The following is an 11,426-nucleotide window of genomic DNA, read 5'->3' on the forward strand; positions in this document are numbered from 1 at the left end:
CTTCTCCACCCTCGCCGCCGCGTCCCTGGCCGCGCTCGCGGCGTCCGGCGTGCTGATGGGCTGGCGGATCCTCGGCTCGTGGAACAACCTGCTCAACAGCACGTACGGCACCCTGCTGATGACCAAGATCGCCCTGGTCATCGCGGTCGCGGTGATGGCGGCCGGCAACCGGCTGCTGGTCCTCCCCCGGGTGCGTCAGGCAGCCGGCCACGACGACACCGTCGAGGCCGGCTCGATGCTGCGCCGGGCGGTGCTGATGGAGGCGGGCGTGCTCGTGGTCGTCCTCGGTGTCACCGGCTTCCTGGTCGACCAGCCCCCGCAGGCGGGTGCCGGCTCGACCGGCGCCGGTACGGCCGCGGTCGCGCAGACCAACACCCAGGCCGCCGAACTCGGCGACGACCACCGGGTCTACGCGACCCTCACTCCGGCGGGTCCGGGGCCGAACGTGCTCCGGCTGCAGATCCAGGACACGGCCGGCGAGCCGGTCGAGGCGGCCGCCGTCCCCACCGCGAAGCTGCGCTCAGGCGACGTCGACCTGGGCAGCCTCGCGCTGCGGTCGGTCGGCGCCGGCACCTGGGAGGCCGACGTGGTGCTGCCCAAGGGCGGCACCTGGGAGGCCACCGTCGGGCTGCGGCTGGGTGAGTTCGAGAGCCCGCTGGGCGTGCTGAAGTTCCCCGTCAGACAGTGACCCTCAGACAGTGACCCTCAGACAGTGACCGGGAGCCGGAGCGTGTGGATCATCCCGTCCACCCGCGCCTGCACGAAGAAGACGTAGTCACCCGGCTTCGGCGGCTTCACATGGATACCGAGCCGGGTGCCGTCCTCGCCGTTCTCGGGGCCGCCGAGCGGGTGCAGATGGATGACCTCGCCGGTCTCACGGCTGAACGCGGTGACGTGGGCGTAGACCCCGAGGTAGGTGCCGAGGTTGACCGGCTTGCCGGCCGGGTCGGAGAGCACCACGCCGATCTCCTGGTCGATCCCGGGCTTCGGGGTCTCCTCCAGCGCGGCGATCACGGTGCCGTCGTCGGAGCCGGGTACGTCGACCTCGGTCGCCCCCGCGACCTTCGCCGTCGCGCCGAGCATCGCCTGGTCCCCCTTGCCGTCGGGCGTCCGGGCGGCGAACTCGACGACGACTCGGTAGGTGCCGCCCGCCGGGAGTGTCAGATCGCCTGACCAGGCACCGGGCTCACCCTCGGTCGGGTGCAGGTGGCGGAAGACCTCCAGGTCGTCGCGTACGACGTAGAGGTGGAGGTCCTTGGTCTGCTCCTCGATGTAGTCCGTGACCGGGTCGCCGTCCTTGGTGATCGTGAAGCTCACCTTCCCCGGTGTGCCCGCCTCGGCAGGCAGGCGGACGTCACCGAGCGTGTAGCCGCCCGCGGTCGCGACCGTGCCGTCGGCCCCTTCGATCTCGGTCACGACCGTCGCCACGCTCGGGGTCGAGGTGGGGTCGGCCGCCTCCGGTTCGCCACCGCAGGCGATCAGGGTGACCGCGAGGCCGAGGGTCAGGACGACAGCAGCAATACCGACACGCACGGGGTAAAGAGTGTCATGGCCCTGGTTGAAACGGAGCCCGAGACCGTCAGCTGAGTCAGAACCCGACACCCGGATTGAGAATCCCCAGCGGATCCAGAGCCGCCTTGATCCGGTGCTGCAGGTCGATCGAGTCCGCGCCGATCTCGGGCTCGAGCCATTTGCGCTTGAGCCGGCCCACGCCGTGCTCGCCGGTGGTGGTGCCGCCGAGCTCGATGGCGAGGGCGAAGATCTCGTCGCCGGCCAGGGTCTCCGCCGGTGGCATCACTCCCGGGACGTCGTCCGGGGACGGGTCCCAGCCGATCACCGGGTGGAGATTGCCGTCGCCGGCGTGGGCGAGGGTGTAGGTGCGTACGCCGTGTCTCTGCGAGATCTCGGAGATCCGGTCGACCGCCTCGGCGAGCCGGGAGCGCGGCACGCAGATGTCTTCGATGAACCAGGATCCCTCCGCCTCGATGGCGGGCAGGACCTGGCGGCGGGCCTCGACCAGCCGGTCGGAGGACTCCTCGTCGACGCCCTGCTCGATCCAGGTGGCCTCCTTGCCGAGGATGGCCGCGATCGCCTCGATCTCCGTAGCGGCGGCCGGACCGTCGGCCTGGGCGATCACCAAGGCGTGCCCGCGAGAGGCGTAGGAGGTGCCGGCGAACCGGTCGACCGCCTCGAGGCAGCGCCGATCGATGAACTCCAGCATCGACGGCAGCCGCCGGGCGGCCGCGATCTCGGCACAGGCACGAGCGGCGGCCGCCACCGAGGCGTACGCGGCCGATGCCGTCAGCGTGGAGACCGGCCGCGGCTTGAGCCGCAGGGTCGCGCCGACGACGATGCCCAGGGTGCCCTCGGAGCCGACGAACAGGGCGGTGAGGTCGAGACCGGCGACCCCCTTCATCGTGCGCCGGCCGGTGTGGATCAAAGTGCCGTCGGCGAGCACGACGTCGAGGCCCAGGACGGCCTCCCGGGTCACCCCGTACTTCACGCAGCGCAGCCCGCCGGCATTGGTGGCGACGTTGCCGCCGATCGAGCAGATCGCCGCCGACGCCGGGTCGGGCGCGTACCGCAGCCCCACCTCGGCGGCGGCCGCGTCCAGTCGCGCGTTGAGCACGCCGGGCTCGACGACCGCGACCTCGTCGACCGGGTCGAGCTCGAGGATCCGGTCCATCGCGGAGAGGTCTACGACGAGGTGGCCGGTGCCGGCCACCGCTCCCCCGGCCAGCCCGGTGCCCGCGCCCCGCGGGACCACCGGCACCCGGTGGGCAGAGGCGATCCGCATCGCGGCCTGTACGTCCGCGATGCTGTGGGCCCGCACCACCGCCAGCGGCAGGCCGGCGGCGACCGAGCCCGACCGGTCGGTCGAGGCCGCCAGCAGCGAGAGCTCGTCCGTCACCACCTCGGAGACGCCGGCGGCGAGGTCATCGACCAGGGAAAGCTGTGACTCCGTCGTCATCCCGCCATTCTCTCGTGAGACGGCGATTTGCGAACCCCTTCCGCGATACCGATAGGCTTTACCTCGAGGGGAGTACCTCACCAAGCTCATTCCGGTCAGTACGTCGGTGCCGACACCGTCCCGGAATGGCGCCCCGGTCTCGGGGTGAGGGAGACCTCAGACGTTTCATCGACACGCCTGAGGACCCTGCATGCTGCATTCCATTGCCACGCCCACCCTGTGGGCCGTCACCATCGCCGCCGTCGTGGTGCTGATCGCCCTCGACTTCGTCCTGACCCGCAAGCCCCACGACGTCTCCATGAAGGAGGCGATCGGCTGGTCGGCCTTCTACATCGCGCTCCCGCTCGCCTTCGGCGTCTGGGTCTGGAGCGCCCACGGCAGCCAGACCGGATTCGAGTACTACACCGGCTACATCGTCGAGAAGTCGCTCAGCGTCGACAACCTGTTCGTCTTCATGCTGCTGCTCGCGGCCTTCGCGGTGCCACGCCACCTGCAGCAGAAGGTGCTGCTCTTCGGCATCGTCGGTGCGCTCGTGCTGCGCGGCATCTTCATCGCCCTGGGCGCCGCGGCGCTGTCCCAGTGGGACATCGTCTTCCTGATCTTCGGCGCGATCCTGCTGATCACCGCCGCGAAGCTCTTCATCGAGGCGGTCCAGGGCCACGACCAGAAGGTCGACCCCGAGGAGATGCTGGCCGTGCGCATCGGCCGCAAGATCGGCCTGAAGCCGATGGCCATCGTGGTGCTCGCCATCTTCGCCACCGACATCATCTTCGCGATCGACTCGGTGCCGGCGGTCTACGGCATCACCGGCGACCCCTACCTGGTCTTCGCCACCAACGCGTTCGCGCTGCTCGGCCTGCGAGCCCTCTACTTCGTGCTCGAGGGTGCCCTGTCCAAGCTGGTCCACCTCTCCTACGGTCTGGCCGCCATCTTGGGCTTCATCGGCGTCAAGCTCGGCCTGCACTGGGCCCACGGTCACTGGGACAGCGTCCCGGTCGTGCCGACCTGGCTCTCGCTGGTGGTCATCGTCGGCATCCTCGCCGTCACCGTCACCACCAGCCTGATCGCCTCCGCGCGCTCCACCGCTCCTGAGGAGGAGCAGCGGGAGCACGCGGAGGTCTGATCGGCCGAGCAGTCCGCACCAGGGTCAGTCCAGCGCGAGTCCCTCCGCAGGGCTGACCTTGGTGGCCCGCTTGGACGGCATCACGCAGGAGACCAGGCCGGCCACGCCGGCGACGACCACGACGCCGACCAGCTGCAGCACGGGCGGGTCGAACCTGGCGTCGGGCAGCATGTCGCCGATCAGGACCTCGCTGCCGCCCCAGGCGAAGAAGACGCCCAGCGCGGTGCCGACCACGGCGGCGACCGCGGAGAGCAGCACCGCCTCGGCGGCCAGCGTCCGCCGCAGCTGACGCTTGGTCAGGCCCAGCGCCCGCAGCAGCGCGTGCTCACGGCCACGCTCGAGCACGGAGAGCCCCAGCGTGTTGGCGATGCCGGCCAGCGCGATCAGCACCGAGATCGCCAGCAGCCCGATCACCGCCCAGGTGAACACGTCCAGCTGCAGCTCGACCCAGGCGCGCTGGCCCTTCCCGTTGAGGAGCTCGGCGTCCGGAGCGAGCACCCCGAGGGCCCCCGCCAGGTCCTCCGGGTCGGCTCCGGCGTCGGCACGGACCCAGACGGCGTACGTCTGCGGGTCGGTGGTCAGCTCGCGGAGCGTGGCCGCGGAGATCTGCGCGGCACCGTCGATCTCGCGTACGTCCAGGGTCACGGTCGCGGTCCGGTCCCCGACGGCGAGCGTCACCTTCTCCCCCGAGGCCTCGAAGGAGTTCTCCACGAAGGCCGAGGCGGCGACCGGGGAGAGCACCATCGTGCCGGGCTTCACAGTGAGGTCCCTGAGCGCGATGTCGCCCGCGGGCGGAGCCACGACCGGCACCGGGACGGGCTTGCCGTCGGCCTCCACCGAGGCCAGCACACCCGGCACCGCCACCGCGTCGGCGACGCCCTGGACCGCCTTCGCGTCCCCGACGACCGAGTCCGCCAGCGGCTTCGACTCCGCCTGCAGCGCGATGTCGATCGGGTGCTGCTTGGCCATCTCGTCGAGCGTGGCCGCGCGGATGGTGTTCATCCCGGTGAGCACGCCGGTGGTGAGCGTGACGCCGACGAGCAGCGAGGCCGCGGTGGCGGCGGTGCGCTTCGGGTTGCGCCCGGCGTTGGCCGCGGCCAGCTTCGCCGGCGACCCGGCGACCTTCGCCAGGGCCGCCCCGGCCAGCCGTACCAGGCCCGGCACCAGCGCCGGCCCGAGGAGCATCACGCCGAGGAAGGTGATCCCGCAGCCGACCAGCACGATCAGCATCCCGGTCTGGGCGTCGTCCCAGCCGACGGCCACGAAGATGATCCCGATCCCGACCAGTGTGCCGAGCACGCCCAGCCCGAGCCGGAACATCCCGGCGCCGCGTACGTCGAAGCCCTCCTGGGGACGCAGCGCCGCCAGCGGGCTGAGCCGCATCAGGCGGCGGGTGGGCAGCCAGGAGGCGACGAGCGTGGTGAGCGTGCCGAGGACGAAGGCACTGAGCAGCCACGGCCACTCCAGGGCGACATCGCCCAGCGGGGCGGTCTCGGCGAACTGCCGCACGATCGCGACGATCCCCCAGCCGAGCACGGCACCCACGAGCAGGCCGAACGCGGAGGCGATCAGGCCGAGGGCGAGCGCCTCGCGGCGTACGGACCTCAGGACCTGACGCTTCGTCGCGCCCATCGCGCGCAGCAGTGCGAAGTCGCGCATCCGCTGGGCGAACAGGATCGAGAAGGTGTTGGTGATGACCAGCACCGAGACGAACAGGGCGATGAAGGCGAAGATCAGGACCATGTACGCGACGACGTTGACCTCCTTGTTGAGCTGGGTCTGCAGCTCGGTCAGGTAGTCGTCGGTGTTCAGCCATTTGTCGGCCTTGTCGCCGGCGCCGGCGGTCAGGACGGCCTGGACGTGCAGTCGATCCCAGTCCTTCATCTCGGGCCAGGTGACGTAGACCGGCGAGGACCACATCGACGGGGAGTCCACGAGGCCGACCACGGTCGTCTCGACCGCCGACTCCCCGTTGCCGACCCGCAGCGTGTCGCCGATGGCGACCTCGTTGGTCTTGGCGGCGTTGGCGTCGACGACGGACTCCCCGGTGCGGGTCGGGAAGCGGCCGGCCTCGAGCTCCTGCCACTGCCAGCGCTTCTCGGTGGAGACCGCACCGACCATGACCTCCTGGCCGAGCATCGCCTTCTCCGTACGCACCGGCTGCATCGAGGCGGCCAGCGCCCAGCCGCCCTTCTCGGTGTACTTCTCGGTGACCTCGTCGGTCGGGAAGTCGACCGCGCCGACCGCGTTGCGGAACGGCGCGTCGATGCCCGCGAACAGGCCCGACTTCGTCGCGGAGGTCAGTGCGTTGGTGACGACGATCAGCGCGACCGCGGCGACGACCGCCACCACGGCCGCCGCGTACCGGCGGGCGTAGGTTCGCAAGGATGCGAACAACACCGTCCGCATCAGCGCGTCACCCCCTGGCTCTGCTGAATTTCTAGGGTCCCGTCCTTGACGGTGACGATCTCGTCGGCGTACGCGGCGGCGGAGGCCTCGTGGGTCACCATGACCACGGTCTGGCCGAGCTCGCGGACGCTGCGGCGGAGGTGGTCGAGCACCTCGGCCGAGGTCTCGGAGTCGAGGTTTCCAGTGGGCTCGTCGGCGAAGAGGATGGCGGGCTGGGTGACCAGCGCACGGGCGATCGCGACGCGCTGCTGCTGGCCGCCGGAGAGCTCGGAGGGCTTGTGGCCCAGGCGCTTGCCGATGCCGAGGGTGTCGGCGATCATCTGCGCCCGGGCACGGGTCTCGTCGGTCACCCGCTTGCCGGCCAGCTCCAGGGGCAGCTGGATGTTCTGCCCGGCCGTCAGCATCGGCAGCAGGTTGAACGCCTGGAAGACGAACCCGACGTTCTCCCGCCGGAAGACCGTCAGCTGGTCGTCGTCGAGGTTCTCCAGCGGCTGGCCCGCGACCGTCACCTCACCGCTGGTGGGGCGGTCGAGACCGGCCAGGCAGTGCATCAGCGTCGACTTGCCCGAGCCGCTCGGGCCCATGATCGCGGTGAACGCGCCGCGACGGATCTCCAGGTCGACCCCGCGCAGCGCGTGCACCTCGGTGGCACCCTTGCCATAGGTCTTGGTCAGGCCCACCGCTCGGGCGGCGGCCGTCATCGTGGGAACAGAGGTCTGTGTCATGCCACAGAGCCTCTCGTCGCGAGGCGTCAGCCCACATCGGGCTGGGGGCTGATCCCGGCGTACGACCTGAGGTGGATCGGCAAGGGTCGTCTCAGGGTCATCCCCGGGTCAGGGTCACTCCGTCGGCCAGCCGGTAGGGGTTGGTCGAGACCAGGGCGCCGATCGATCGGCGCAACCGGGAGACCTCGGCACGCACGGTGACGACGTGCTCGGCGTCGCCGAAGACGGCCTCGCTGAGCCCACGCGCGGTCAGGCCGGCGGGACCGGCCTGGTCCACGAGGGTGAGGATCTCGACGTGGCGCCGGGTCAGCGTGGTGCGCCAGCTGCCCGACCCCGAGACGACCTCGAGGGTGCCGTCGGGATCGAGCCGGGCGGTGAGGTTCCCCGAGCCCGACGAGGTGGGCCGGACCAGCCAGCCGCGCTCGCCGACCCGCTCGGGCAGGCACAGCCCCAGGCCCGGGACGGTCAGCATCTTGTCCCGCCGAGGCGCCGCGATCCGGTCGCGGGCGGCCATCCCGGCGTGGTGGGCGACCCAGCCGTCGTCGTCGACGACCAGCAGCGGACCCTTGACGGCGGAGACGACGTGATCGGTCTCGCGCCGCAGCCGCTCGAGCCACTCCTGATGGTGGCGCCACAGGCTCATCTCGGCCAGGCGCACCGCGCTCTCGACCAGCGCTCCGATCGCCGGGTGCAGGGTCAGCGCGGGCCCGCTGACGTCGACGACGCCGAGCAGCGCTCCGGTGCGAGGGTCGTGGATCGGGGCGGCCGTGCAGTACCAGGGGTGCTGCGCCTGCTCGAAGTGCTCCGCGGAGAAGAGCTCGACCGGCGCCGCCTCGGCCAGCGCGGTGCCGATGGCGTTGGTGCCGACCGCGCGCTCGGTCCACAGCGCGCCCTCGACGAAACCGAGCTGGTCGGCGATCTTGAGCACCCGCGCCGAGCCCTCTCGCCACAGCACCACGCCCTCGGCGTCGGTGACCACCATCAGGTACGTCGCGGCATCCGCCGCCGAGGTCAGCACCGCCCGCAGGTCACCGATCACCGTCGCCAGCGGCGAGCGGGCCCTCCGGGCCGCGCACTCGGCCGCCGATGGCGTACGCCTGCCGTTGCTGCTGCCGGGCTCCAGGCCCATGCTCATGACCCGGCGCCAGGAGCGCTCGACCAGGATCCGGGGTGTGCTCGGCGGGCGGCTGCCGGACAGGACGGCGTCGTGGACGCGTACGAGGTCACGGGCGAGACGCGGCAGGTCTGCTCCCGCCGGCACTGCTCCGGTCACTGTCATCTGGCGTCCACCTCCGCCTCCGAGGGTAGGTGCATTGCTGTGACCCGCGCCACATGCAATCCGTTGCAACCCTTTCTCCGGCGCCTGCGCGGCGGTGTGCTGGTGTCATGACGCAGACACTCGAACCCCCTACCGCGGCCGTGCAGAGCGGTCCGGCGCAGACTTGGCTGGCCGACTTCGAAGCCGCCCTGAAGGAACGCGACATCCCCCGGGCCGCCGGCCTCTTCGCCACCAAGAGCTTCTGGCGGGACCTGGTCGCCTTCTCCTGGAACATCACCACCGTCGAGGACCCGGCCGGGGTCACCGACCTGCTCGAGAACACCTTGGATCGCGTCGACCCCTCCGGCTTCGCGCTCGAGGAGCCCGAGGCGACCGAGGCGGGCGTGACCACGGCGTGGTTCACGTTCGAGACCGCGGTCGGCCGCGGCCGCGGGCTGCTGCGCCTCAAGGTCGAGGACGACCGGCCCAAGGCGTGGACGTTCCTGACCACGCTCTACGAGCTCAAGGGCCATGAGGAGCCGCGCGGCGAACGGCGCCCGAAGGGTGCCGAGCACGGTGTCAACCGCCACCGACTCACCTGGGCCGAGAAGCGGCAGGCCGAGGCGGAGACGCTGGGGCTGACCGAGCAGCCGTACGTGGTGGTCATCGGTGGCGGTCAGGGCGGCATCGCGCTCGGCGCGCGGCTGCGCCAGCTCGGCGTGCCGTCCCTCGTGATCGACCGCTACGAGCGGCCCGGTGACCAGTGGCGCGGCCGCTACAAGTCGCTGTGCCTGCACGACCCGGTCTGGTACGACCACCTGCCCTACCTGAAGTTCCCCGACAACTGGCCGGTCTTCGCCCCCAAGGACAAGATCGGCGACTGGCTGGAGTCCTACGTCAAGATCATGGAGGTGCCGTACTGGTCCTCGACCACGGCCACCAGCGCCTCCTACGACGAGGCGGCCGGCGAGTGGACGGTCAACGTCTCGCGTGGCGGGGAGGAGATCACCCTGCACCCGAAGCAGCTCATCCTGGCCACCGGGATGTCCGGCAAGCCCAACATCCCCGACCTCCCCGGCATGGACATCTTCCAGGGCGAGCAGCACCACTCCTCCAAGCACCCGGGGCCGGATGCGTACGAGGGCAAGCGGTGCGTGGTGATCGGGTCGAACAACTCCGCCTTCGACATCTGCGGCGCACTCTTCGAGCACGGCGCCGACGTGACGATGGTGCAGCGGTCCTCGACCCACATCGTGAAGAGCGACACCCTGATGGACATCGGCCTGGGCGACCTCTACTCCGAGCGCGCGCTCGCCGCCGGCATGACCACGGAGAAGGCCGACCTGGTCTTCGCCTCGCTCCCCTATCGGATCATGCACGAGTTCCAGATCCCGCTCTACCAGCAGATGGCCGAGCGCGACGCCGACTTCTACGCGCGCCTGGAGAAGGCCGGGTTCCGGCACGACTGGGGCGACGACGGCTCGGGACTGTTCATGAAGTACCTGCGCCGCGGCTCGGGCTACTACATCGACGTCGGCTCGGCCGAGCTCGTCGCCAACGGGTCGGTCAAGCTCGCGCATGGCCAGGTCTCCCACCTGACCGAGACGTCCGTAGTCCTCGAGGACGGCACCGAGCTCCCCGCCGATCTGGTCGTGTACGCCACCGGCTACGGCTCCATGAACGGCTGGGCCGCCGACCTGATCAGCCAGGAGGTCGCCGATCGCGTCGGGAAGTGCTGGGGGCTGGGCTCCGACACGACGAAGGACCCGGGCCCGTGGGAGGGCGAGCAGCGCAACATGTGGAAGCCGACCCAGCAGGAGGCGCTGTGGTTCCACGGCGGCAACCTGCACCAGTCGCGCCACTACTCGCTCTATCTCGCGCTGCAGCTCAAGGCTCGGTTCGAGGGGATTTCGACGCCGGTCTACAACTTGGCGCCGGTGCATCATCTGTCCTAGGCGCTCGTCTCGGTGGTCGAGGTTGTCGAGACCTCACCCCGCTGGTCGAGCCGCCGGAGCCGCTGGGCGGAGGCGTGTCGAGACCAACACGGCTCCCTGCCGGAACGTTCTGCCCACGGCCGGGGTGGGCCGCCGACCCGCTCTCGAGGGTCTTCTCGATCTGGTCCGGCGTCAAGGACGCCCTTCGGGCGCCGGCTTCGCCGGCCGCCTTCGGCGGTCCTGGACTCCGGGCCAGATCGAGAAAAACTTGGCTGGCTATCGGGGCGGCGGCCCGGGTGTGGCGCAGCAGATAAGGGTCGTTCGCTGACCGCGAAAGTGGGGGTTGACCTGGGAAAATAGGTTCTCCTGGGGGTGGTTCTGGAGTAGAATGAGGGTCATCACAGCACACCCTTGAAGGCGGGAAAGCGATGAGTCTCGGGAGCGGGATCGACCACTGGGGAACCAACCCCGGCGATCTGATCGACGCTGCCCTGACGGCCATCGAATCCTCGGTTCAAGAGCTGTTGTCGAGCGATCCGGCATATTGGCGGACCGGACAGAAGAAGGATCTCCTCGAGCGGCTCGAGAAGCTCCAGGCCCAACAGGCCGCATTGAAGCTCCGCGTGCTCGCTACGACCGGCGACATCGCCGAAGAGACCGGCGCCAAGGACCCCTCCGGATGGATGCGTGCTGAGCTGCTGGTCGACACCGGCGCCGCCAGGTTGCAGATCAAACTGGCCGCCGGGGTCGCGAAGTACGACCTCGTCGCCGCCGGCCTCGCCGAGGGCGTGGTGTCCCTGGACAAGGCCAGGGTGATCACCACCGCACTCGACAAGATCGAGGCAGACCCGGTCGCCAGCGCCGAAGACCTGGTGCTGGCCGAGAAGCTCCTGGTCGACCACGCCACCCGACTGACCGCCAACGAACTCCGCATCGTGGGCAACCGGATCTTGCGTGAGATCGACCCCGCCAGGTTCGAGGACGCCGAAGCCAAAGCCCTGCTGGT

General features: G+C 70.4%; 9 protein-coding genes. 4 read left to right on the forward strand and 5 right to left on the reverse strand.

Going from position 1 to position 11,426, the window contains the following annotated elements:
• Window positions 1–688: CopD family protein (locus ACFVJS_RS16385; RefSeq protein ID WP_378882168.1), on the forward strand; the 688-nt coding region annotated here is incomplete at its 5' end.
• 17 nt (window positions 689–705) lie between these two features.
• On the opposite strand, the gene ACFVJS_RS16390 is transcribed toward ACFVJS_RS16385, so the two are convergent.
• Window positions 706–1,533: a hypothetical protein gene (locus ACFVJS_RS16390; RefSeq protein ID WP_378882171.1), complete on the reverse strand. Its 828-nt coding sequence runs from the start codon at window positions 1,531–1,533 to the stop codon at window positions 706–708.
• A 55-nt stretch (window positions 1,534–1,588) separates the two neighbouring features.
• Window positions 1,589–2,971, reverse strand: coding sequence for an FAD-binding oxidoreductase (locus tag ACFVJS_RS16395; RefSeq protein ID WP_378882173.1), 1,383 nt, complete (start codon window positions 2,969–2,971; stop codon window positions 1,589–1,591).
• A 190-nt stretch (window positions 2,972–3,161) separates the two neighbouring features.
• Between ACFVJS_RS16395 and ACFVJS_RS16400 the strand changes: the two genes are divergently transcribed.
• Window positions 3,162–4,094 (forward strand): TerC family protein, encoded by a 933-nt coding sequence (locus tag ACFVJS_RS16400; RefSeq protein WP_378882176.1) that lies wholly within the window; start codon window positions 3,162–3,164, stop codon window positions 4,092–4,094.
• Between the two features lie 24 nt (window positions 4,095–4,118).
• Here the strand turns inward: ACFVJS_RS16400 and ACFVJS_RS16405 are convergent, their stop codons facing one another.
• From ACFVJS_RS16405 to ACFVJS_RS16415, 3 genes are all read right to left on the reverse strand, one after another.
• Complete coding sequence (locus ACFVJS_RS16405; RefSeq protein WP_378882179.1) at window positions 4,119–6,503, reverse strand: ABC transporter permease; 2,385 nt, start codon at window positions 6,501–6,503, stop codon at window positions 4,119–4,121.
• Complete coding sequence (locus ACFVJS_RS16410; protein ID WP_378882182.1) at window positions 6,503–7,228, reverse strand: ABC transporter ATP-binding protein; 726 nt, start codon at window positions 7,226–7,228, stop codon at window positions 6,503–6,505. Before ACFVJS_RS16410 ends, ACFVJS_RS16405 begins: the two co-directional genes overlap by 1 nt.
• Before the next feature lie 97 nt (window positions 7,229–7,325).
• Window positions 7,326–8,507 (reverse strand): GAF domain-containing protein, encoded by a 1,182-nt coding sequence (locus ACFVJS_RS16415; RefSeq protein WP_378882185.1) that lies wholly within the window; start codon window positions 8,505–8,507, stop codon window positions 7,326–7,328.
• 107 nt (window positions 8,508–8,614) lie between these two features.
• On the opposite strand from ACFVJS_RS16415, the gene ACFVJS_RS16420 reads away from it, so the two are divergent.
• Together ACFVJS_RS16420 and ACFVJS_RS16425 are read left to right on the forward strand one after the other, a co-directional pair.
• Window positions 8,615–10,441: a flavin-containing monooxygenase gene (locus ACFVJS_RS16420; RefSeq protein ID WP_378882188.1), complete on the forward strand. Its 1,827-nt coding sequence runs from the start codon at window positions 8,615–8,617 to the stop codon at window positions 10,439–10,441.
• A 407-nt stretch (window positions 10,442–10,848) separates the two neighbouring features.
• Window positions 10,849–11,426 (forward strand): DUF222 domain-containing protein (locus ACFVJS_RS16425; RefSeq protein ID WP_378882191.1); only part of this gene is annotated, 578 nt, incomplete at its 3' end.

It is taken from the genome of Nocardioides sp. NPDC057772, from assembly GCF_042798075.1.
Lineage (GTDB): Bacteria > Actinomycetota > Actinomycetes > Propionibacteriales > Nocardioidaceae > Nocardioides.

What these genes read in the sequence shown, in the direction of transcription:
- ACFVJS_RS16405 (WP_378882179.1), bottom strand. Translation starts at nt 6,503, where the DNA reads ATGCGGACGGTGTTGTTCGCATCCTTGCGAACCTACGCCCGCCGGTAC.
- ACFVJS_RS16400 (WP_378882176.1), top strand. Translation starts at nt 3,162, where the DNA reads ATGCTGCATTCCATTGCCACGCCCACCCTGTGGGCCGTCACCATCGCC.
- ACFVJS_RS16415 (WP_378882185.1), bottom strand. Translation starts at nt 8,507, where the DNA reads ATGACAGTGACCGGAGCAGTGCCGGCGGGAGCAGACCTGCCGCGTCTC.
- ACFVJS_RS16420 (WP_378882188.1), top strand. Translation starts at nt 8,615, where the DNA reads ATGACGCAGACACTCGAACCCCCTACCGCGGCCGTGCAGAGCGGTCCG.
- ACFVJS_RS16410 (WP_378882182.1), bottom strand. Translation starts at nt 7,228, where the DNA reads ATGACACAGACCTCTGTTCCCACGATGACGGCCGCCGCCCGAGCGGTG.
- ACFVJS_RS16395 (WP_378882173.1), bottom strand. Translation starts at nt 2,971, where the DNA reads ATGACGACGGAGTCACAGCTTTCCCTGGTCGATGACCTCGCCGCCGGC.